The 21884-nt window shown below is 74.6% G+C and carries 16 protein-coding genes and 1 pseudogene; 14 read left to right on the plus strand and 3 right to left on the minus strand.

Features of this window, described 5'->3' with window-relative positions; genetic code table 11:
• Positions 1 to 136: 136 nt before the first annotated feature.
• The 4 genes and pseudogenes from ACLQ20_RS15905 to ACLQ20_RS15920 all read left to right on the plus strand — a co-directional run bounded on the left by ACLQ20_RS15905 (position 137) and on the right by ACLQ20_RS15920 (position 6057).
• Positions 137 to 1839: pseudogene (locus ACLQ20_RS15905) on the plus strand (serine/threonine-protein kinase).
• A 119-nt stretch (positions 1840 to 1958) separates the two neighbouring features.
• Positions 1959 to 3932 (plus strand): bifunctional adenosylcobinamide kinase/adenosylcobinamide-phosphate guanylyltransferase, encoded by a 1974-nt coding sequence (locus ACLQ20_RS15910; RefSeq protein WP_151456669.1) that lies wholly within the window; start codon positions 1959 to 1961, stop codon positions 3930 to 3932.
• Positions 3922 to 4695: an adenosylcobinamide-GDP ribazoletransferase gene (gene cobS, locus ACLQ20_RS15915; RefSeq protein WP_425856154.1), complete on the plus strand. Its 774-nt coding sequence runs from the start codon at positions 3922 to 3924 to the stop codon at positions 4693 to 4695. Before ACLQ20_RS15910 ends, cobS begins: the two co-directional genes overlap by 11 nt.
• A gap of 66 nt (positions 4696 to 4761) precedes the next feature.
• The gene (locus ACLQ20_RS15920) at positions 4762 to 6057 is read left to right on the plus strand and encodes a DUF2314 domain-containing protein (RefSeq protein ID WP_425856156.1); all 1296 of its coding nucleotides are present in this window, start codon (positions 4762 to 4764) and stop codon (positions 6055 to 6057) included.
• Positions 6058 to 6192: 135 nt separating this feature from the next.
• On the opposite strand, the gene gcvT is transcribed toward ACLQ20_RS15920, so the two are convergent.
• Positions 6193 to 7317: a glycine cleavage system aminomethyltransferase GcvT gene (gcvT, locus tag ACLQ20_RS15925; RefSeq protein ID WP_327029182.1), complete on the minus strand. Its 1125-nt coding sequence runs from the start codon at positions 7315 to 7317 to the stop codon at positions 6193 to 6195.
• A gap of 161 nt (positions 7318 to 7478) precedes the next feature.
• On the opposite strand from gcvT, the gene ACLQ20_RS15930 reads away from it, so the two are divergent.
• Positions 7479 to 9050, plus strand: coding sequence for a leucyl aminopeptidase (locus tag ACLQ20_RS15930; RefSeq protein ID WP_151456449.1), 1572 nt, complete (start codon positions 7479 to 7481; stop codon positions 9048 to 9050).
• A gap of 69 nt (positions 9051 to 9119) precedes the next feature.
• On the opposite strand, the gene ACLQ20_RS15935 is transcribed toward ACLQ20_RS15930, so the two are convergent.
• Positions 9120 to 9449, minus strand: coding sequence for a hypothetical protein (locus tag ACLQ20_RS15935; RefSeq protein WP_151456448.1), 330 nt, complete (start codon positions 9447 to 9449; stop codon positions 9120 to 9122).
• A 179-nt stretch (positions 9450 to 9628) separates the two neighbouring features.
• Between ACLQ20_RS15935 and lpdA the strand changes: the two genes are divergently transcribed.
• The 7 genes from lpdA (at position 9629) to ACLQ20_RS15970 (ending at position 17838) form a co-directional block, all read left to right on the plus strand.
• On the plus strand, positions 9629 to 11020 hold the full coding sequence (gene lpdA / locus ACLQ20_RS15940; RefSeq protein WP_151456447.1) for a dihydrolipoyl dehydrogenase: 1392 nt from the start codon (positions 9629 to 9631) through the stop codon (positions 11018 to 11020).
• Between the two features lie 66 nt (positions 11021 to 11086).
• Positions 11087 to 12898: a 2-oxoglutarate dehydrogenase, E2 component, dihydrolipoamide succinyltransferase gene (gene sucB / locus ACLQ20_RS15945; protein ID WP_327029183.1), complete on the plus strand. Its 1812-nt coding sequence runs from the start codon at positions 11087 to 11089 to the stop codon at positions 12896 to 12898.
• Positions 12899 to 13111: 213 nt separating this feature from the next.
• Complete coding sequence (locus ACLQ20_RS15950; protein ID WP_151456445.1) at positions 13112 to 14443, plus strand: low temperature requirement protein A; 1332 nt, start codon at positions 13112 to 13114, stop codon at positions 14441 to 14443.
• A 226-nt stretch (positions 14444 to 14669) separates the two neighbouring features.
• Positions 14670 to 15167, plus strand: a complete 498-nt coding sequence (locus ACLQ20_RS15955; protein WP_327029184.1) for a hemerythrin domain-containing protein — start codon at positions 14670 to 14672, stop codon at positions 15165 to 15167.
• A gap of 130 nt (positions 15168 to 15297) precedes the next feature.
• A complete protein-coding gene (locus tag ACLQ20_RS15960; RefSeq protein ID WP_327029185.1) occupies positions 15298 to 16215 on the plus strand; it encodes an LLM class flavin-dependent oxidoreductase in 918 nt (305 codons plus the stop codon).
• 101 nt (positions 16216 to 16316) lie between these two features.
• On the plus strand, positions 16317 to 16832 hold the full coding sequence (locus ACLQ20_RS15965) for a M23 family metallopeptidase (protein WP_151456451.1): 516 nt from the start codon (positions 16317 to 16319) through the stop codon (positions 16830 to 16832).
• Positions 16833 to 16935: 103 nt separating this feature from the next.
• Positions 16936 to 17838, plus strand: coding sequence for a TIGR01777 family oxidoreductase (locus ACLQ20_RS15970; RefSeq protein WP_425856162.1), 903 nt, complete (start codon positions 16936 to 16938; stop codon positions 17836 to 17838).
• An 80-nt stretch (positions 17839 to 17918) separates the two neighbouring features.
• Here ACLQ20_RS15970 and ACLQ20_RS15975 read toward each other — a convergent pair whose 3' ends face one another.
• Entirely contained in the window at positions 17919 to 19154 is a 1236-nt protein-coding gene (locus ACLQ20_RS15975; protein WP_327029187.1) for an extracellular catalytic domain type 1 short-chain-length polyhydroxyalkanoate depolymerase, read from the minus strand.
• A 161-nt stretch (positions 19155 to 19315) separates the two neighbouring features.
• Here ACLQ20_RS15975 and ACLQ20_RS15980 point away from each other — a divergent pair, with 161 nt between their 5' ends.
• Together ACLQ20_RS15980 and lipB are read left to right on the plus strand one after the other, a co-directional pair.
• A complete protein-coding gene (locus ACLQ20_RS15980; RefSeq protein WP_151457611.1) occupies positions 19316 to 21136 on the plus strand; it encodes a DUF2079 domain-containing protein in 1821 nt (606 codons plus the stop codon).
• A gap of 103 nt (positions 21137 to 21239) precedes the next feature.
• Positions 21240 to 21881, plus strand: coding sequence for a lipoyl(octanoyl) transferase LipB (gene lipB, locus ACLQ20_RS15985; RefSeq protein ID WP_327029189.1), 642 nt, complete (start codon positions 21240 to 21242; stop codon positions 21879 to 21881).
• Positions 21882 to 21884 lie beyond the last annotated feature (3 nt).

Raw genomic sequence — 21884 nt, forward strand, 5'->3', positions numbered from 1 at the left:
GGCCAGCCCCGCTCCGCCGGGCCGGTACGGTGTCGCGGTGCTTACTCGGGGAGTGGTGCTCAGCGACCGGTACCGGCTGGACGACCGGGTGGCGATCGGCGGCATGGGCGCGGTCTGGCGCTGCACCGACCTCATGCTGGAACGTACGGTGGCGGTGAAGGCGCTGCTGCCGGCGTTGAGCGCGGATCCCGAGTTCACGGCCCGGTTCCGGGCGGAGGCGCGGATGCTGGCGGCGCTGCGCCACCCGGGCGTGGTCGCCGTGCACGACGTCGGCCGGTCCGTCCTCGACGACGGCAGCCAGGTCGACTACCTGGTGATGGAGTACGTCGACGGCCAGCCGCTGAGTTCCTGGCTGCGGCGCGGGGGGGGCGGCTCGACCCGGCGTCGACCATGTCGGTGGTGGCGCAGGCCGCCGAGGCGCTGCACACCGCCCACCTCGCCGGCATCGTGCACCGGGACGTCAAGCCGGGCAACCTGCTGGTGAAGGGCGACGGCCGGGTGGTGCTGGTCGACTTCGGCATCGCCCGCTCCGGCTCCATGGCGGGCATCACCGCCGCCAACGTGATGCTCGGTACCGCCTCGTACATGTCGCCCGAGCAGGCCGCGAACCAGCCGGTCTCCCCGGCGACGGACGTCTACGCGCTCGGCGCGGTGGCGTACTTCTGCCTGACCGGCCAGCCGCCGTTCGACGGGGACAACCCGCTCCAGGTGGCGTTGCGGCACCTCCAGGAGGAGCCGCCGCCGCTGCCGCCCGACATCCCGGCGGCGGTGGCCGCGCTGGTGCAGCGGGCGATGGCGAAGCGCCCCGGCGACCGGTTCGGCGACGCGGCGGCGATGGCCGACGCCGCGGCCGAGGCCCGCGACGCGACCCTGGCCGTGGTGCCGACGTCCGCCCGCCCGCCGTGGGCCGTCGCCGGCCCGACCTCGGCGGCGCCCGCCGCCGCGCAACCGGACCAGGGCGGTACCCCGGCGGCCGGTGACGCCGTTGCGCCGGCCCCCGCCGGGCCGGTCGCCCCGCCGGATCCGTGGGCGCCGCTGCCGCCCGTCGCCGCCCGGCCGTACCCGGGACCGGCGACGGGAAGCGACGCCTTGGGACCGGTCCCGCCCACCCGGGAGGACCCGGTCGTGCCGCAGCCGGCACGGCGGCGTCGGGCCGCGCTGCTCGGCGCGGCGGCCACCGGGCTCGTGGTGCTGGTCGGGGTGGCCGCGCTCGCCCTGGCCCCTGACGACGGCCCGGCCGGCGGAGACGTCCCGGCGGCGCTGACCGGCGAGTCCGCGGCGGCGGGCCCGTCCGGCGCGGCGGCCGACGACGGTACGGGCCGGTTGCGCGTCGAGCCCACGCCGGGTGCCACCCGCGCGACGGCGTCGTCGGCGGCGTCCCGCAGTCCGTCGGCGTCGCCGCCCGGGCGCTCCCCGGTCCCGACGGCGGGCAGCGGCGAGCCGACCGCGACCGCTCCCGGCGGACCCGGCCCCGGACCGACGGCCGGACAGCCGGCGAAGCCGAACCCGTACACGCCGGTCGAGGCGTGCGGCAGCGGGTACAGGGTGATCGACTCGGCCCCGCTGACCGCCTCGGGCAGCCGGAAGGGCAGGGTCTACCTGCTCTACCACGCCGGCAGCGGCAACAACTGCGTGGTCACGATGAAGGCGACCGCGGTGGGCACGGCCACGGCCGCCTCGGCGTGGCTGGAGGTGCGGGGCCGGGCCCGCAGCACCGACAGCGGGTCGTTCTCGTACTACGCGGGGCCGGTGCGGGCCAGGGCCGCCGGGGTGTGCGTGAAGTGGGGCGGGTCCACCGGCGGGGCCAGCTACGCCAGCGGTTTCGAGCACTGCGACTGAGCGCCGCCCGGGGGTGCCCCTGCCCGCGGCGGCGACCGGCCGCCTCCCTGCGGGGCCGGGCCGGCCGTACCCCGCACCTCCGGGGGGCCGCACCCGGGCGCTGGCTCTAAAGTACGGGCATGTCCGTTGACGGGTGGAACACGGTCCTGGTGCTCGGCGGTATCCGGTCCGGAAAGTCCGAGTTCGCCGAGGCCCTGGTCGCCGACGCGCCGACGGTCCGCTACGTGGCCACGGCCGCCGACGCGCCGGCCGACGACGCGGAGTGGGCGGCCCGGCTGGCGGCGCACCGCGAGCGCCGACCGGAGACCTGGACCACCGAGGAGACCGCGGCCGACCCGCGCCGCCTCGCGGACGTGCTGGCCTCCGCCGGGCCCAACGAGACGCTGCTCGTCGACGACCTCGGCGGCTGGGTGACCGTGCTGCTCGACCCGGCGCACCAGCCGGCGGACGACACCGCCACCATCGCCGAGCTGGCGGCGGCGGTGCGCTCCTGCGCGGCTCGGCTGGTGCTGGTCAGCCCCGAGGTCGGGCTCTCCCTGGTGCCCACCACCCCGCTCGGGCGGGCCTTCACCGACGCGCTGGGCGCGGCCAACCGGGCGGTCGCCGACGCCTGCGACGCGGTCGTCCTCGTGGTCGCCGGCCAGGCCGCCTGGCTCAAGCCCGGCGCCCCGCACCCGGCCACCGTGCCCACACAGGCCGGCCCCGCACAGGCCGGCGCCCCGGGCGTTCCCGGCGGCGCTGGCGGGTCGGTGGCCGCGTCGGAGCCCTCCCCGGACGTGTTCACCCCCACGCCGCCGACCGCACCGGACGCGGTGCCCGGCGCCGAGCCGACCGGCACCGCCTGGGCCGCCCCGACCATGGCGCTGCCGATGGTCGCCACGGGCCTGGTCATCCAGCCCGGCATGGAACTGCCCATGCCCGACGAGTACGCCGGCCCGCAGGCGATCGAGCGGCTCGCCACCCTGGACGTGCCCGGGTCGGGGCTGGGCGTGCTGGAGCGGGCCGTCGGGTTCGCCGCCGCCACCCAGGGCACCGTCACCCCGGCCCCGTGGGGCCGGGTGCGGGTGCTGCTGCTGCACGGCGACCACCTCGGCGACGCCGCCGCCGGCACCGTGGAGGGCGAGTCGACGCGCCGCGCCCGGCAGGCCCGCGCCGGGCAGGGGGCGCTGGCCCGGCTGGCCGCCGAGAGTGGCGCCGAGCTCCAGGTGGTGGAGGTCCCGGCGTCCGCGCCGATGGAGACCGAACCCACGCTGACCGGCGAGCAGGTCGAGGTCGCCCTGCGCTACGGCTGGCGGCTTGCCGAGGAGGCCGCCGACGCGGGCGTACGACTGCTGGTGCTCGGGGCGTGCGGCGCCGGCACCGAGGCCGCCGCGGCGGCGGTGCTGGTGGCGACGGCGGGCGCCGAGGCGCCGGCGGTGCTCCGGCGGGTCGTCACCGACTCGGGCGAGATCGACGACGCGGCCTGGATGCGGCGGTGCGCGGCGGTACGGGACGCGCTGCACCGCACCCGGAACTCGCCGCGCAGCGCCAAGGACGTGCTGGCCGAACTGGGCGGCGGGGACGTCGCCGTGGCCACCGGCGTGCTGCTCGGCGCCACCGCCCGCCGGCTGCCGGTGATGCTCGACGGTCCGGTCGGGGTGGCCGCCGCCATGGTCACCCGCGACCTGGCCGGGCAGGCCCGGCACTGGTGCCTGCTGGCCGACCACGGCGGGCACCCCGCCGTCCAGCTCGGCGCCGACGTGCTCGGCCTGACCCCGCTGCTCGACCTGCGGCTCGACCTGGGCGAGGGCGCGAACGCGCTGGCCGCGCTGCCGCTGCTGCGCTCGGTGCTGGCGCTGGCCGCCGCGCTGCCGGCCCACCCGTCGCTCGGCGGCGGCGAGGACGACGAGCCGGAGACCGCGCCGGACACCGACGAGCCCGACTTCCGCGAGCCGGAGCCCGCCGGCCCCGGACCGACCAGCACCGAACCCGACTTCCGCGAGCCGGAGCCCGCCGGCCCCGGGCCGACCAGCACCGAGGCCGACCTCCGCGAGCCCGGCAGCGCCGGGCCGGACACGGAAGCGGTGGACCCGTCCGGCCGGCGTGCCGGCTGAGTCGCGGCTCGCCGACGGGGCGCGGCTGGCGCTGACCACCTTCACCACCCTGCCGGTACCCGCCGGCCGTATCGACCGGTCGGTGGCAGGCACGGCGATGGCGCTCGCCCCGGCGGTCGGCGCGCTGCTCGGCGTCGTCCTCGCCGGCGTCCTGCTGCTCCCCGGTGCGCTCGCGCCCCCGCTGGTGGCGGCGGGCGTGACCGTCGGCGTCGGGGCGCTGCTCACCCGGGGGCTGCACCTCGACGGGCTGGCCGACACCGTGGACGCGCTGGGGTCCTACCGGCGGGGGGACGCCGCGCTGGAGATCATGAAAAAGCCGGACGTGGGCCCGTTCGGGGTGGTCGCGCTGGTGGTCGTACTCCTGGTGCAGGCGGCGGCCCTCGCGGAGCTGGCGGGACGGTCGTGGCCGGCAGCGCTCGCGGCGGTGGTCACGGCGACCGCCGCCGGCCGGCTCGGGGTGGCGGTGGCCTGCCGGCGCGGGGTGCCGGCCGCCCGCCCGGAGGGGCTCGGCGCGCTGGTCGCGGGCACCGTCGGGCCGGCCGCCCTGGCCGCCGGGGCGGTCGCCGTCGCGCTGCCGGCGCTCGCGGCCGTGCCGGGCCGCCCGTGGCAGGGGCCACTCGCCGTCGCCGTGGCACTCGCCGTCGCGGTGGGGCTGCTGCGACACGTGGTACGCCGGCTCGGCGGCGTCACCGGCGACGTGCTCGGCGCGACCGTGGAGGTGGTCACCACGCTGGTCTACCTGGGAGTGGTGCTGTCCGGCTGAACGGGGCGCACCGCGCCGGGTAGCGTTCTCCCACGACAGCACCGGCGCGGCCAACCGGGGGACGACATGCTCATCACGGACGACTTCCTGCCCGTACCGGTTCCGGAGTCGCTGAGCGCGACCTACCTGGTGCCCATGACGGGGCTGCCGAAGGTGAGCGCGAAGACGGCGGTGGCGCGGCTCACCGGCCGGCTGGCGGAGCCGGTGCACGGGCTCGCGCGGCACATGCTCGACAGCCCGCTGATGAGCGTCGACACCCGGCCGATCGGCGAGTTCCCCGAGCTGCCGCCGGACCTGCTCACCGCGTTCGGCGCCACCGAGGCGCAGCTGGCCCGGCTGGCCGCCGCGAGCCACCTGGTCGTGGTGCAGGCCGAGTACCGGCCCGGCTGGCCGCCGGCCCACGAGTGGGCGGCCCGGGCGGTGGCCGCCGCCGTCGCCGAGTCCGTCGACGGCGACGTGGTGGACGTCTTCGGCCTCCAGTTCCTCGACCCGGCGACGGCGCTGCGCTCGCTCCCCGACGACCAGGGGCGGATCCGGCTGGTCGACTGGGTGCTGGTGCCCTACTCCTCCGACGCCGAGGGGCTCTGGTTCACCACGAAGGGGCTGCGCCGCTTCGGGCTGCTGGAGTTGCAGACCCAGGGCGTGCCGGACCACCTGACCCGGGCCTGGGGCGCGGTGATGACCGGGGCCGCCCGGCGGCTGCTGCGGGACTGGACCGACGGGCTCTCCGGGGAGGAGGTGCCGGCGTTCGTGCAGCTGCCGGTGCTGGCCACGGTGACCGGGCACGACATCGCGGTGGCGTACGGCAATCCGGAACAGCACGGCGCGACGGCGCCGGTGCTCCTGCGCCTGGAGCTGGACCCGGCCACCGACCCCGACGCCGACTCGTTCCTCAGCCTGCGCCCGCCCGCCGGGCACCCGGGGCCGGACGGCCGCTACTACGCCGCCGCCTGCGCCACCCTCTTCGCCGGCATCCAGCCGGACGTGCGCTACGCCCGGGCGGGCGACGCGATGAGCAGGGCGGTCGCCACCGCCCGGGCCGGGCTGGGCGACATCCGGGCCCGGTTCCTCGCCGGCCAGCTTCCGCCGGAGACGCAGCTCGTGGTCAAGTACGGCCTGCCCGGCGACGACGGCCCGGAGCTGGTCTGGGCCGGGGTGACCTCGTGGGACACCCCGGAGCGGATCGTGGCCGCCAGCGCCAGCGACGCCAACACCGACCCGACCGTGCGCATCGGCTCACCGGTCGTCGTGGAGGCCACCGACGTCGTCGACTGGGCCGTCCTCGACGGCACCGGCGTCATCGAGGGCGGCTGGACCCAGGCCGTCCTGGACGCCGGCGAACGCCCCCACCCCCCACTCTGACCCCCGCTCTCACCCTCCCCCTCCCCCTCCCACTCTCGCGTTGATCATGAAGTTGTTGCCGGGACACGCCGGTCCGGGTGACAACAACTTCATGATCAACGGGGGGAAGGGGGCCGGGGCCGAGGGTGAGGGGGGTCAGCGCACCGAGGGGGTTACGAACGGGGGGCGGGTGACGCGCATCTGGGCGCGGCGGCCGCGGATGTCCACCTCGACCAGGTCGCCGTCGGTCAGCTTCGCGGCGGTGTCGAGGAGGGCGAGGGCGACGCCCTGCTTCTTCGTCGGCGAGAACGTGCCGCTGGTGATCGTGCCGACCTCCGCGTCGCCGGCGTGCACCGTCATGCCGGGGCGCGGGATCGCCCGGTCGACCGCCTCCAGGCCGCGCAGCGTACGCCTCGGGCCGGCGGCCTTCTCCGCGAGCAGCGCGTCGCGGCCCCAGAAGGCCGGCTTGTCCCAGCCGACCGCCCAGCCGGAGCGGCCCTGCACCGGGGTGATCTCCGGCGACAGGTCCTGACCGTGCAGCGGGTAGCCCATCTCGGTGCGCAGGGTGTCCCGGGCGGCCAGCCCGCAGGCGCGCAGGTCGGCGTCCGCCGCGAAGAGCGCGTCCCAGACCGCGACCGCGTCGGCCGCCGGCACCACCAGCTCGTAGCCCAGCTCCCCGGTGTAGCCGGTGCGGCACACGGTCAGCTCGACCCCGTCGAGCGTCGCCGTGGAGAAGCTCATGTAGTCGTGCCCGGTCGGCAGGCCCAGCGCGCCGAGCAGCTCGGCCGAGCGCGGGCCCTGCACGGCGAGGACGGCGTACGCCTCGTGCTCGTCGGTGACCGTGACCGACGCCGGGGCGGCGGCGCGCAGCCGGCGCACCACCTCGACGGTGTTCGCGGCGTTCGGGATGAGGAAGACGTGGTCGTCGGCGTGCAGGTAGGCGATGATGTCATCCACCACGCCGCCGGTGGCGTCGTCGCAGCAGAGGGTGTACTGCGCCCGGCCCGGCCCGATCCGGCCCAGGTCGTTGCTGAGGCAGGCGTTGACGAACTCCGCCGCGCCCGGCCCGGTCACCCGCGCCTTGCCCAGGTGGGAGACGTCGAACACGCCCACCCCGGTCCGCACCGAGGTGTGTTCCTTCAGCACCCCGCCCCCGGCGTACTCCAGCGGCATCTCCCAGCCACCGAACGGGGCGAACTTGGCGCCGCGAGCGGTGTGCCGCTCGTGCAGCGGGGAACGGCGCAGCCGGGTCGCGGCGGCGTCGGAGGTCACGTCGGTCATGGGTGGGAACTTACCGGGAGCTGGGCGGCTGGTTAGCATCGGCGGGACCCGTCGGAGCCGTCGACGGGACAGCCCCGACCTCCGACGGGTACGTTCCGCCGGAGACCTCCATCGCCGGTACGCGACGACGCGACCGGCCCGGCCCGCCCGGAGTAGCTTCAGTGACATCGCCCAGCACCACCCTGAGCCTGGTCGACACCGACCCCGCCGAGCTCGCCGTCGACGCGATCGTGATCGGCCTGCACAGCCAGACCGGCGAGCAGGACGCCACCACCGGCCTGGCCGGAACCCTGCTGCTGGCCAGCGGCGCGGAGAGCATCGCCGCCGCCTTCGACGGCAAGCTGACCGAGACGCTGGCCCTGCTCGGCGCGACCGGCGCCCCCGGCGAGGTGATCAAGCTGGCCACGCTGGGCACCGTGACCGCCCCGGTGGTCGCCGCCGTCGGGCTCGGCCCGGAGCCGACCGGCGCCGCCCCTGCCCCGGAGACCCTGCGCCGGGCCGCCGGCGGGGCCGTACGGGCGCTCGCGGGCGCGCCGCGGGTGGCGCTCGCGCTGCCGCTGCCGGACGACGCCGACGCGCCTGCGGCGCTGCGCGCGGTGGCGGAGGGCGCACTGCTCGGCGGCTACCGCTTCGCCGGCTACAAGACCCGGCCGCAGCCGTCCCGGCGGGAGCCGGTGGCCGAGGTGCTGGTCGCCGTGCCGGACGCCGGTGACGCCGGTGCCCAGGCCGAGATCGCCCGCGCCCAGGTGGTGTGCGGCGCGGTCCGGCGCAGCCGGGACTGGGTCAACACCGCCCCGAACGAGCTGCGCCCGCCGTCCTTCGCCGACTCGGTGGCGGACTCCGCCCGGGAGGCCGGCCTGACGGTCGAGGTGCTCGACGAGGCGGCCCTGGCCGCCGGCGGGTACGGCGGCATCATCGCCGTCGGGCAGGGCTCGGAGGCCCCGCCGCGGCTGGTGAAGCTGACCTACACCCCGGCCGGCGGCGGCAACGGCAAGCGGGTGGCGCTCGTCGGCAAGGGCATCACCTTCGACACCGGCGGCATCTCGATCAAGCCGGCGCAGGGCATGTGGGAGATGAAGTCCGACATGGGAGGCGCCGCGGCGGTGGCCGCGACCATGCTGGCGGTCGCCGCGCTCAAGCCGTCGGTGGCCGTGACGGCGTACCTGCCGATGGCGGAGAACATGCCGTCGGGGCGGTCGTACCGGCCGGGTGACGTGATCAGCATGTACAACGGCAAGAAGGTGGAGGTGCTCAACACCGACGCCGAGGGCCGGATGATCCTGGCCGACGCGATGGCGCGGGCCTGCGAGGACGGCTGCGACTACCTCTTCGAGACCTCCACCCTCACGGGCGGGCAGGTCGTCGCGCTGGGCAAGCGGATCGCCGGCGTGATGGGCAGCCCCGAGCTGTGCGAGCGGGTCCGCACCGCCGGCGACGCGGTCGGCGAGCCGGCCTGGCCGATGCCGCTGCCGGACGACGTGCGTAAGGGCATGGACTCCGACGTCGCCGACATCTCCCAGGTCAACGCCGGCATGGACCGGGCGGGGCACATGCTCCAGGGCGGGGTGTTCCTGCGGGAGTTCGTCAGCGCCGACGTCGACTGGGCACACATCGACATCGCGGGCCCGAGCTACCACTCGGGCGAGGCGACCGGCTACTGGACCAAGGGCGGCACGGGCGTGCCGGTCCGCACGCTCGTCCAGCTGGTGGAGGACGTCGCCGCCAACGGCTGACGTACGCGAAGGAGGGCCCCTCGCCGAGCGAGGGGCCCTCCTTGCGTTCTCACCCGGCCGGGCGCCGGCTCAATACAGCTCGGGGCGGCGCTTGCGGCGCTCGTTGTAGTCGCGCATCCGCTGCGGGTAGCCCATCAGCCGTACGTCGTAGACCGGGATGCCCATCCGGTACGCGAAGCGGCGGGCGCCGTCGGGGCCGTCGATGCGGCGGCGGGTCCACTCCCCGTCGTCGGCGATCAGCATGACCGTGGTCTCGGTGACGGTGGTCCGCGGCTCGATGTAGGCCTCGACCCCGCGCCGGCTGCGGACGAAGCCCTCCAGGTGCTCCAGATCGGCGCGGTCGGCGGCCCGGTCGAGGCTGACCGCCCGCGTCTTCTTGCGTCGCCGGAACAGTCCCACCGAGCGTCTCCCCCTCAGTCCGTCATCGAAGCCAGGGCCAAGCGTACGTGTCACGGACGTGTCGTTGGGCACCTCACTACGCGGGCGGCGGGCGGTGGTGACAAGATGACCGAGGTGGGGTGTGCCCGTTGTTGCCCCGCCGTGACCCCCGAAGCAGTGACGCGACCTGGGAGTTGAACGTGAGCGAGCCGAACGACGCAACCTTCGACATCGTCATCCTCGGAGGTGGCAGCGGCGGCTACGCGACCGCCCTGCGCGCCGTCCAGCTGGGCCTGAAGGTCGCGCTGGTCGAGAAGGGCAAGCTCGGCGGCACCTGCCTGCACAACGGTTGCATCCCGACCAAGGCGCTGCTGCACGCGGCCGAGATCGCCGACCAGACCCGCGAGTCGGAGCAGTTCGGCGTGAAGGCCGAGCTGGTCGGCATCGACATGGCGGGGGTCAACGCCTACAAGGACGGCGTGATCTCCCGGCTCTACAAGGGCCTGCAGGGCATGCTCAAGGGCAACAAGTCGATCACCATCGTCGAGGGCCACGGCAAGCTGGTCGGCAAGAACGTCGTCGAGGTCGACGGCAAGCGCTACACCGGCCGCAACATCGTGCTGGCCTCCGGTTCGTACGCCAAGAGCCTGCCCGGCCTGGAGGTCGACGGCGAGCGGGTCATCACCAGCGACCACGCGCTCACCCTCGACCGGGTCCCGGCCTCGGCGATCGTGCTCGGTGGTGGCGTGATCGGCGTCGAGTTCGCCAGCGTGTGGAAGTCCTTCGGGGTGGACGTCACGATCGTCGAGGCGCTCCCCCGGCTGGTCGCGGCCGAGGACGAGGAATCCTCGAAGGCGCTGGAGCGGGCGTTCCGCAAGCGGAAGATCAACTTCAAGGTCGGCAAGCCGTTCGAGAAGGTCGAGAAGACCGACAAGGGCGTCAAGGTCAGCATCGCCGGCGGTGACACCGTCGAGGCGGAGCTGCTGCTGGTCGCCGTCGGCCGCGGCCCGAACACCGCCGACCTCGGCTACGAGGAGCAGGGCGTCAAGATGGACCGCGGCTACGTGCTGACCGACGAGCGGCTGCGCACCAGCGTGCCGAACGTCTACGCCGTCGGCGACATCGTGCCCGGCCTCCAGCTCGCCCACCGGGGCTTCCAGCAGGGCATCTTCGTCGCCGAGGAGATCGCCGGGCAGAACCCGGCCGTCATCGACGAGGTCGGCATCCCCCGCGTCACCTACTCCGACCCGGAGCTGGCGTCGGTCGGCCTGACCGAGGCGAAGGCCAAGGAGCAGTACGGCGCCGACAAGGTCAAGACCTACAACTACAACCTGGGCGGCAACGGCAAGAGCCAGATCCTCAAGACGGCCGGCTTCGTCAAGCTCGTCCGGGTGGAGGACGGCCCCGTCGTCGGCGTGCACATGGTCGGCGCCCGGGTCGGCGAGATGGTCGGCGAGGCGCAGCTCATCTACAACTGGGAGGCGTACCCGGCCGAGGTGGCGCAGCTCGTGCACGCCCACCCGACGCAGAACGAGGCCCTGGGCGAGGCGCACCTGGCGCTCGCCGGCAAGCCGCTGCACGCACACGCCTGATCACGACAACTGCGGCGTCCGGCGACGGGCGATGATCCCACCAGGGGAATGAAGGAGTCTTTGAAGATGCCGGTATCGGTCACCATGCCCCGGCTCGGTGAGAGCGTCACCGAGGGCACCGTCACGCGCTGGCTCAAGCAGGAGGGCGACACCGTCGAGGTCGACGAGCCCCTGCTCGAGGTGTCGACCGACAAGGTCGACACCGAGATCCCGTCCCCGGCGGCGGGCGTGCTGAGCCGGATCGTGGTCGGCGAGGACGAGACCGCCGAGGTCGGCAGCGAGCTGGCCGTGATCGCGGGCGAGGGCGAGTCCACCGGCGGCGGCGAGACCGCCCCGCAGCAGGAGGAGCCGGCCGAGGAGGCCGCCGAGGCCGCCGAGGAGCCGCAGGCCGAGGCGGAGCAGCCGGCCGTCGAGGAGCCGGAGACCCAGGCGCAGGCCGCGCCGGCGCCGTCGGGCGAGGGCACCCCGGTCAAGATGCCGGCCCTGGGCGAGAGCGTCACCGAGGGCACTGTCACCCGCTGGCTCAAGCAGGTCGGCGACACCGTCGAGGTGGACGAGCCCCTGCTGGAGGTCTCCACCGACAAGGTCGACACCGAGATCCCGTCGCCGGTGGCCGGCACGGTCCTGGAGATCAAGGTTCCCGAGGACGAGACCGCCGCGGTCGGCGCCGACCTGGCCGTGATCGGTGCCGCCGGCGCCGCCCCGGCCGAGGCGAAGCCGGAGCCGAAGCCCGAGCCCAAGGCGGAGGCCAAGCCCGAGCCGAAGGCCGAGGCCAAGCCGGAGCCCAAGGCTGAGGAGCCGACCCCGGGCATGTCGTACAACGAGCCGTCGGCGGAGGCCGAGACCTCGGCGCAGCCCGCGCAGGCCGAGCAGAAGGCCGTGCCGTCGGCCCCGGCCCAGCAGCGCCCGTCGGCGCCCGCCCAGGGCGGCGAGGAGGCCGCCGGCTACGTGACCCCGCTGGTGCGCAAGCTGGCCAGCGAGCACGGCGTCGACCTCTCCTCGGTCAACGGCACCGGCGTCGGTGGCCGGATCCGCAAGCAGGACGTGCTGGAGGCGGCGGAGAAGGCGAAGGCCGCCAAGGCCGCGCCGGCCCCGGCGCAGCAGCCCGCCGCGGCTGCCCCGGCCAAGCCGGCCGCCAAGCCGCAGCCGAGCGCCAAGCGCGGCAGCACCGAGAAGCTCCCCCGGATCCGCGCGACGATCGCCAAGCGGATGCAGCAGTCGCTGCACGAGATGGCGCAGTTGACCACCGTGGTCGAGGTGGACGTCACCAAGGTCGCCAAGCTGCGGGCGCAGGCCAAGGAGTCGTTCCAGCAGCGGCACGGCGTCAAGCTGTCGTTCCTGCCGTTCTTCGCCCTCGCGGCGGTCGAGGCGCTGCAGGCGTACCCGATCGTCAACGCCAGCATGGACCTCGACGCCGGCACGATCACCTACCCGGACTCGGAGAACCTCGGCATCGCCGTGGACACCGAGCGGGGCCTGATGGTGCCGGTGATCCACGGCGCGGGCGACCTGAACCTGGGTGGCATCGCCAAGCGGATCGCCGACCTGGCCGAGCGCACCCGGACCAACAAGATCAGCCCGGACGAGATCGCCGGGGCGACCTTCACGCTGACCAACACCGGCAGCCGGGGCGCCCTCTTCGACACCCCGATCGTGCCGTCGCCGCAGTCGGCGATGCTCGGCACGGGTGCCGTGGTCAAGCGTCCGGTCGTCGTCAACGACCCGGAGCTGGGCGAGGTCATCGCCGTCCGGTCGATGGTCTACCTGGCCCTGTCGTACGACCACCGGCTGATCGACGGCGCGGACGCCGCCCGCTTCCTGGTCGCGGTCAAGGAGCGGCTGGAGTCGGGCAACTTCGAGGCCGAGCTCGGCCTGTAGTTCCCGCCCGACGGCACGAAGGGCGCCCCGGTCACCGACCGGGGCGCCCTTTCGCCGTCCGGCCGCCCGGCCTGCGCGCCGTCTGGTTCCCCGCCGCCCGACCGGCCCGCCGTCCGGCCGCCCGTCGCCTGGTTCGCCCGCCGCCCGGCCCGCGCGCCGCCGGGCTGGCGCGATTCCGGCCCGGCCGGGACAGGGCGCTGCCAGAGTGGTTGGGTGGGTGTCATCCGGTGGCGCGAGCGGCTGGGACCGGCCGTCTCGATCGCCCCCGGCGCCCGGGTCGACCGGTTCGAGGTCTTCTTCGACCTGGTCTTCGTCTTCTCGTTCTTCATCATCACCCGGACCACCGCCGCCAACATCTCCGGTTGGTCGCTCGTGCACGCCATGCTCGTGCTGGCCGTGCTCTGGTGGTGCTGGGTGGTGCACTGCGTGGTCGCCACCCGGGTCCGGCTCGGTGAGGGCTTCGTCCCCGTGCTGATGGTCATCGGCATGGCCGCGCTGTTCTGCTTCGCGCTCTCCCTCCCCCAGGCGTTCAGCGACGCGACCGACGTGGCCGCCGGGCCGATGGTCGTAGCGCTCAGCTACGTGGTGATCAGGGGTGTGCACCTGGCGCTGTACTGGCACGTCGCGCAGGAGAGACCCGGGGAGCGGCGGCTGCTGCTGAAGTACTCCCCGGAGGTCACGATCAGCACCATGCTGCTCACGGCCGCCGCGCTGATCCCGCCCCAGATCGAGGACCCGGACCGGGCGGCGATGCTGCGCGACGGCCTGTGGGTCAGCGTCGTCCTGCTCCAGTACGGCATGGGCCTGGTCGCCGGCGCCTGGGGCTGGATGGTGACCTCCGCCGAGCACTGGACGGAGCGGTACGACCTCATCCTGATCATCGCCCTGGGCGAATCGGTCATCTCCGTCGGCGTCGGCAGCAACCTGCTCGGCCAGCCGCCCACGTGGCCGGCGGTCGCCGCGGCGGTGCTCGGCATCTTCTTCACGGCCGCGCTGTGGTGGGCGCACTACGACGTGATCGCACCGGCCGCCCGGATAGCCCTGCACGCAGCCGAGGGCCGGCCCCGGGTCTCGATGGCCCGCGACGCGTACGCCTACATGTACCTGCCGATGATCGCCGGAATCATCCTGTTCGCCCTCGGCGCCGAGGAGATCGTGCACCAGGTCGCCGATCCGGACACGCCCGTCGGGGACCCCACGATCGGCCCCGGTGTCCTGCTGCTGTTCGGCGGGGTCGCCTGCTACCTGTGCGCGAACATGCTGTTCCAGTGGCGCACCCTGCGTACCGTCTCGTGGACCAGGGTCGGTGCCGTGCTCCTCCTGGCCGCCACCGTTCCCGTCGGCCAACGGCTGCCGGGGCTGGCCGCCCTCGCCCTGCTCACCACGATCTGCGTCGGGCTGGTGGCCGTCGAGGCGGTGGTCATGGCGGACTCCCGGCGCGCCCTGCGCGAGATGGTCTTCGAGGAGAAGACCACCCACGAGGCGCACGAGGCCGCCTGGCGCGCCCGCTGGCGCGAGCCCACCCCGGACGAGCCGTCGACCTGACACCTGGGCACCGGAGCACCCGGATGTCATCCCTCGGCCCACGGCGCCGGGTAGCACCTCGTAGCACGCTCGTCAGGATTACGCCGTGGTCACCATCCGGCCCGTCCGTCGGCCCTGACGGGGCACGTGGCCTCGCGCCTGCTGTCGTAGGCTGGCCACAGCGTCGCGGTGCACCCGGCAAGGAGACCGCCGAGGGCATGGAGGCGCGGGACCGCATGGGAAACACATGCCTCCGTTCACGCCCGACGAGCGCCTGCGGGCCTTCGGCAACCAACTGATCGAGATCCACCTCTGGCTCCGCGAGGAGCTCGCCCGCCTGCGCGACGGCGTGGGCGACCCCGGCGTACGGCCGAGGGACCTGCGGACCCACTGCCTGGCCTTCTGCGCGGCGCTGACCCGGCACCACACCGGCGAGGACGCCGGGGCGTTCCGGGTGCTGGCCGAGCAGGTGCCCGAACTGGTCCCCGTGCTGCGCGAGCTTGAGGCCGACCATCACATCGTGGCCGAGGCCCTGCACCGGGTCGAGGAGCTGGCCGACGCCACCGCGCCGCCGCACGAGGTGCGGGCCGAGCTGGACACCCTCGCCGCGCTGCTCGAGACGCACTTCGTCTACGAGGAGAAGAAGCTCGTCGGCGCGCTCAACGCGCTGACAGCCGGCAGCACCAAGGGGCTCCTCGGGGTGCCCCTCCCGCCGCTCGACCGTGACCCTGGACCGGTCCACTGACCCGTACCCGGGCGAGCGCGCCGGCGGCACCACGGGGTCCACGCGACGTTCGGCCCGGCCCGGGTCTGCCGGTAGCAGAATCGCCGCGGTCGGGCTTTGTCGGCGGGCCCGGGCCCGGCAGGGTGGGCGCATGGCGATCTTCTCTCTCCAGGCGGTCCCGTCCGACGGCCCGGGCTGGCTGGACCTGGCCCGGCGGGCCGAGGCAGCCGGCTTCGACACCCTGTTCACCGCCGACCATCCGGGTTCGGCGGCGTCCCCCTTCGTCTCGCTGGCCGCCGCGGCGGCGGTGACCTCGACGATCGGCCTGGGCTCGTACGTCTCCAACGCCGGCGTCCGCGAGCCGATGCTGCTCGCCTCGGACGTGGCCTCCCTCGACCTGCTGTCGGGCGGGCGGGCCCGGTTCGGCCTCGGCGCCGGCCACACCCCCGCCGAGTGGCGCGCGGTCGGCCGGGAGCGCCCCGACGTCGCCGGGCGGGTACGCCGCTGCCTGGCCGTGGCCGAGGCCGTCCGCGCCCTGCTCGACGGCGAGGAGGTCACCGTCGACTCCCCCGACCTGGTCCTGCGGGGCGCGCGGCTGGAGGCCCCGCGCCCGGTGCAGCGGCGGATCCCGTTCACCCTCGGCACGGCGAACTCGGCGATGCTGCGCTGGGCCGGCGCGCACGCCGACGTGGTCGGGCTGTCCGGCCTGGGGCGCACGCTGCCTGACGGTCACCGGCACGACGTGCGCTGGCGCGAGGCGGACATCGAGGCGCAACTGGCCTGCGTCGCCGCCGGGGCGGAAGGGCGGGCCGAGCCACCGGTGCTGGAATCGCTCGTGCAGCACGTCGCCGTCACCGACGACGCCGAGGCCGCCGCCGCGCCGACCGCCGAACGGATCGGGCTGAGCGTCGCCGAGCTGCTCGCGACGCCGTTCGTGCTCATCGGCACCGAGGACGAGATCGTCGCGGCAGTCGCCGCACACCGGCGTCGCTGGGGCGTCACCCGCTTCGTCGTACGCGAGGACGCACTCGACCCGCTCACGCCGGTGCTGGCCCGCCTCGCCGCCTGAGCGACGCATCGACGGCAATCGGGGCGGGGACGCTTCCGGTCATCGAAACTTTCTGACATCATCCGGCAGATAGATCGAAGGTTATGACCATGGAGGTTCGGATGCGTACCCGCCTGACGAGTTCCCTCAGCGTCGCCCTGCTGGCGACCGCCGCGTTCCTGGTGCCGGCGTCGCCCGCCGCCGCCGCGCCGTCGTTCCGCACCCCGTTCCCGTGCAACCAGACGTGGTCCGGCCAGACCCGCACCGCCCACAGCCCGCAGTACGCGATCGACTTCAACCGGACCGACGACCACGGCGATCCGGTCAAGGCCAGCGCCCCGGGCACGGTGGACGTCGTCGCCAACCTCGGCGACACCAGCTACGGGCGGTACGTGCGGATCAACCACGGCAACGGGTACACCACCTACTACGCCCACCTCAGCGGATTCAACGTCTCGGTCGGCCAGTCCGTCGGCTACAGCACCACCATCGGGTACGTGGGCAACAGCGGCGGCTCCTCCGGCTCGCACCTGCACTACGAGCAGCGCCTGAACGGCAGCGACATCAAGGTGCGCTTCAGCGGCAACCTGGCGCTCTACTTCGGGACGCAGAACTACACGCGTACCGCCGGCTGCTGATCCGGCGCGACGCCGCCGGCCGGCCGGTCGGCGGCGTCGCCCCGGTACGGTGCGCGCCCGCCACAGCGCATCCGATCCGCCGTCCGTACCCGAAGATGGGAGCATGCGGATCCTCATGGCCGGCGCGTCCGGCTTCCTCGGCACCCGGCTGGTCGACCGGCTCACGGCGGAAGGCCACCAGGTCACCCGGCTGGTCCGCCGGCCGCCGCGCACCGCCGACGAGCGGCAGTGGAACCCGTCCGCCGCGCAGCTCGACCCGGCGGTGGTGGCGGAGGCGGACGCGGTCGTCAACCTGGCCGGCGCGGGCGTGGGCGACAAGCGGTGGAACGACGGGTACCGGCAGCTGATCCGGTCCAGCCGGGTCGACACCACCACCACGCTGGCGATCACCATCGCCGGCCTGCCCGAAGCCGACCGGCCGAGGACACTGCTGAACTCCTCGGCGGTCGGCTGGTACGGCAACACCGGCGACCGGGCGGTCGAGGAGGACGCCCCGGCGGGCGAGGGCTTCCTGGCCGACGTCTGCCGGGTCTGGGAGGCCGCGACCCGGCCGGCCGAGGACGCGGGCGTACGCGTCGTGCGGCTGCGCATCGGGCTGCCGTTGCACCGCGACGGCGGGCTGCTCAAGCCGCAACTGCTGCCCTTCCGGCTGGGCATCGCCGGGCGGCTCGGCAGCGGCCGGCAGTGGCTGCCGTGGATCTCCATGGCGGACTGGCTGGACGCCGCGCGGTTCGTGCTGGATCGCGACGACCTGGTGGGGCCGGTCAACCTGGTCGGGCCGGCCCCGGTGACCAACGCCGAGTTCACCCGGGAGCTGGCCCGGCAGCTGCGCCGGCCGGCGATCGTCCCGATCCCGGCGCTGGCGTTGAAGGTGGTGCTGGGCGGCTTCGCCCACGAGGCGCTGACCAGCACCCGCGTCCTCCCGGGCGTGCTCACCGGGGCCGGCTTCACCTACCGCCATCCCACCCTGGCCACCGCCCTGCACGCGGCCCTCACCGCCCCCTGAGCCGGTCGACCATGAAGTTGTCGTCACGCCGCGCGGGGCGGGGTGACGACAACTTCATGATCGGCGCGTCGGGAGCGGGATCAGCAGCCGATCACCCAGTGGTTGGGGCCGGTCTGCTTGAGGGTGCTGGTGTAGAAGGTGTTGTAGAGGCCCATCCGCTGGTTCGAGCCGTTGGCGTAGGCGTAGCCACCGGACTGGTAGGCACGGCCGGCGGCGACGTGCGCGTAGTTGCTGGCCGTGACGCAGGTCGGCGCCGTGGTCGGGCTGGCGGTCGGGGAGGCCGTGGGGCTCGCGGTCGGGGACGCGGTGGGGCTCGCCGTCGGCGTCGGGGTGGGGTTCGTCCCGCCGTTCAGGCCGAAGAAGACCGCGTCGTGGTACGCCGAGCAGATGGTGTCGAGCATGTACGCGGCGGCGGTGCCGCACTGCTCGGCACCCGGGCCCGGGTCGACCGGGGTGCCGTGACCCATGCCGGAGACCCGGTAGACGCGCACGTCGTTGTTGCCGTACACCTCCAGGCTGGTGTTGGCGGGCAGCGACGCGGTGCTGGTGGGGGTCTGCGAGACGCCCCGGACGTTGGTCCACTGGTCGCGCAGCTCCGTGGCGTTGGCCGGCACGACGGTGGAGTCCGACGTGCCGTGCCAGATGGCGACCCGGGGGCGCGGGCCGGTGTGCCCGGGGTACGCGGCCCGGACCACGTTGCCCCACTCCTGCGGGGTCTTGTTCACCCCGCTGTACTGGCAGGTGCTGGTGGAGGCGGGCGGCGAGCAGCGGTACGGCAGGCCGGCGACGACCGAGCCGGCGGCGAAGACGTCCGGGTAGGTGGCCAGCATGACCGCGCTCATTCCCCCGCCGGCGGAGAGGCCGCTGACGAACACCCGGCGGGCGTCGGTGCCGTAGTTGTTCCGCGCGTGGTCGACCATCTGCCTGATCGACAGGGCCTCGCCGGAGCCTCGGGTGATGTCCTGCTCGACGAACCAGTTGAAGCAGCTCAGCGGCTGGTTGGCGCTGGACTGCTGCGGCACGATCAGGGTGAACTTCCACTGGTCGGCGAACTTCTGCCAGCCGGAGTTGGCGAAGTAGCCGGCCGCGTTCTGGGTGCAGCCGTGCAGCAGCACGACGGCCGGGGCGCCCGCCGGCAGGTTGTCCGGCCGGTACGCGTACATGGCGAGGTTGCCCGGGTTGGAGCCGAAGTTGGTGACCTGGGTGAGGGTGGCGGCCTGGGCGGGGGCGGCGACGGTCGCCACCGCGGCGGCGGCGAGGACCATCCCGGCGACCGCGCCGGTCAGCCGGGAGAGCAGGGACGGGGAGCGGCGCACGGGGCCTCCTGGGGACGGGGTGTGAACTGGGTCACCCGCGAATTGCCGCGACGTTACGTCGATACGTCGATGTTGTGACATGGGGCACGGTCACACATTCCGTGCCCGAAGGATGTGCGTCCTGACCGGCGTGCCCCGGTGCGGTTGGTAACGTCCGCTGCGTGCCGACCTCCCCGTCCCTGGCGCCTTCGCCGGCCTCGCCGCCCCGCGTCGTCCGCCACCGGCGGGCCGACCTGATCGTGGCGCTGGTCGCGCTGGCGCTCGCCGTCTGGGTGACCAGCGGGCTGTGGCAGGACCCGAACGCCCGCGCCATCACGGTCAACTCCAGCGACCAGGCGCTCTTCGAGTGGCTGCTGGCCTTCGGCGGCCACGCGGTGACCCACGGCGACGACCCGCTCTTCACCTACCTGGTCAACGTCCCCGACGGGGTGAACCTCGCGGTCAACACCTCGATCACCGTGTACGCGGTGGTCTTCGCGCCGCTGACGTACCTGATCGGGCCGCCGGCCACGTTCCTGGTGATCCTCACCCTCAACCTGGCCGCCACCGCGTTCGCCTGGTACTGGCTGCTCTCCCGGCACCTGGTCCGCAGCCCGCTCGCCGCCGCCGTCGGTGGGCTGTTCATCGGCTTCTCCCCCGGCATGGTCTCGCACGCCAACGCGCACCTGAACTGGACGGCGGGCTGGCTGGTGCCGCTGCTGATCTGGCGGACCTTCGCGCTGCGCGGCTCCCGGCACCCGCTGCGCGACGGCGCGATCCTCGGCCTGCTCGTCGCCGTCGCCTTCTCCATCGCCGCCGAGGGGCTCTTCTTCACGGCGCTGGCCCTCGGCGTCTTCGTCGCCGTCTGGGCACTGCACCCGGCCCGCCGCGCCGAGGCCCGCGCGGCGCTGCCGACCTTCCTGCGCGGCCTCGGCGTGACCGCCGTCGTCGCGGGCGTGCTGCTGGCGTACCCGCTGTGGCTGCACTTCGCCGGCCCGCAGCGCTTCCACGGCACCGGCTTCGACGCGGTCATCCACTCCGAGGACGTCGTCGCCTACGGGGCGTACCCGCGCCGCTCGCTGGCCGGGGAGGTGGGCCTGGGTACCCGGCTGGCGCCGAACCCGACCGAGGAGAACTCGTTCTTCGGCATCGGGCTGCTGCTGCTCACCGTCGCCTGCTTCGTGGCGCTGTGGCGCCGGGCCGACGCGGCCCGTCGGGCGACGCTCTGGGCGCTGGGCGTGACCGCCGTCGTGTTCACCGTGCTCTCCTTCGGCCCCGAGGCCAAGATCGACGGCCGTCGTACGGACCTGCCGATGCCGTTCGACCTGCTCGGGCACCTGCCGGTGGTGAACGCCGCCCTGCCCGCCCGGCTGGCGCTGGTCGTGGCGCCGGTGATCGGGGTGCTGCTCGCGTACGCCGTCGACCAGCTCCGCGCTGATCCGCCCCGGCGCCGCCGGACGCGGCTGGCCTGGTGGGCGGGGTTCGCGCTGGCGCTGCTGCCGCTGGTGCCGACGCCGCTGCTGACCATCGAACGCGAGCCGATCCCGCGCTTCATCACCGCCGGGACGTGGCGGGAGTACGTCTCCCCCGGCGGGGTGCTGACCCCGGTGCCGCTGACCCTCGACGTCTACCCCGACGGCCAGCGCTGGCAGGCGTACGCGCTGGCGCACCGGCAGGGCGAGTTCGCCATCCCCTCCGGCTTCTTCCTCGGCCCCGGCGGCCCGGACGGGCGGGGACGAATCGGCCCGCCGCCGCGCCCGTTCAGCGCGCTGGTGGACCAGGCCGGCCGGACCGGGCTGGTGCCGATCATCACGGAGGGCAGCCTCCAGGAGGTCCGCGCCGACCTGCGGCACTGGCGGATCGAGACGATCGTGCTGCCCGACGAGGTGCACGGGGCGAAGTGGCCGGTCGACGAGGAGGCCGTCCGGCGTACGGTGACCTCGCTGCTCGGCCCGCCCGAGCGGGTGGACGACGTGTGGCTGTGGCGGGTCCCGCAGGGCTGAGCCGTCGCCCCGGCCGATCGCGGGCAGCCGACCCCGCCGCCGGGTCCCGCCGTGAGCCGCGTCACCGCTGGTGACCGGCCGGTACGGGTCTAGGCTTGGCGGCGTGACCACGACGACCTCCGGCCTCACGGCCGTCCGCGCCGGTGTCCTCGACTACCAGGCCGCCTGGGACGAGCAGCGCCGGCTGCACGAGTCGGTGGTGGCCGGCGAGCGCGGCGACACCGTGCTGCTGCTGGAGCACCCGAGCGTCTACACCGCCGGTAAGCGCACGGAGCCGTGGGACCGCCCCATGGACGGCACCCCCGTCGTCGACGTGGACCGGGGCGGCAAGATCACCTGGCACGGCCCGGGGCAGCTGGTCGGCTACCCCATCGTGCGGCTGCCCGACCCGGTCGACGTGGTCGCCTACGTCCGCCGCACCGAGCAGCTGCTGATCGACGTCTGCGCCGAGTTCGGGCTGACCGCCGGCCGGGTCGAGGGGCGCAGCGGGGTCTGGGTGCCCGAGGACGACCGGGGCCCGGCGCGCAAGGTGGCGGCCATCGGCATCCGGGTCGCCCGCGGGGTGACCCTGCACGGCTTCTCCATCAACTGCGACTGCGACCTGGGTCACTTCGACCGGATCGTGCCCTGCGGCATCCGCGACGCCGGGGTCACCTCGCTCACCGCCGAGCTGGGCCGCCCGGTGTCCGTGGCCGACGTACTGCCGGTGGTGGAGCGCCACCTCCCCACCCTCGTCACGGCCTGACGG

This window comes from Micromonospora sp. DT46 (assembly GCF_049841735.1).
Classification (GTDB): Bacteria; Actinomycetota; Actinomycetes; order Mycobacteriales; family Micromonosporaceae; genus Micromonospora; species Micromonospora reichwaldensis.

Coding starts and splice junctions, on each gene's coding strand:
- ACLQ20_RS15910 (WP_151456669.1), top strand. CDS start 1,959: ATGTCCGTTGACGGGTGGAACACGGTCCTGGTGCTCGGCGGTATCCGG.
- ACLQ20_RS15920 (WP_425856156.1), top strand. CDS start 4,762: ATGCTCATCACGGACGACTTCCTGCCCGTACCGGTTCCGGAGTCGCTG.
- gcvT (WP_327029182.1), bottom strand. CDS start 7,317: ATGACCGACGTGACCTCCGACGCCGCCGCGACCCGGCTGCGCCGTTCC.
- sucB (WP_327029183.1), top strand. CDS start 11,087: ATGCCGGTATCGGTCACCATGCCCCGGCTCGGTGAGAGCGTCACCGAG.
- ACLQ20_RS15955 (WP_327029184.1), top strand. CDS start 14,670: ATGCCTCCGTTCACGCCCGACGAGCGCCTGCGGGCCTTCGGCAACCAA.
- ACLQ20_RS15960 (WP_327029185.1), top strand. CDS start 15,298: ATGGCGATCTTCTCTCTCCAGGCGGTCCCGTCCGACGGCCCGGGCTGG.
- ACLQ20_RS15965 (WP_151456451.1), top strand. CDS start 16,317: ATGCGTACCCGCCTGACGAGTTCCCTCAGCGTCGCCCTGCTGGCGACC.
- ACLQ20_RS15970 (WP_425856162.1), top strand. CDS start 16,936: ATGCGGATCCTCATGGCCGGCGCGTCCGGCTTCCTCGGCACCCGGCTG.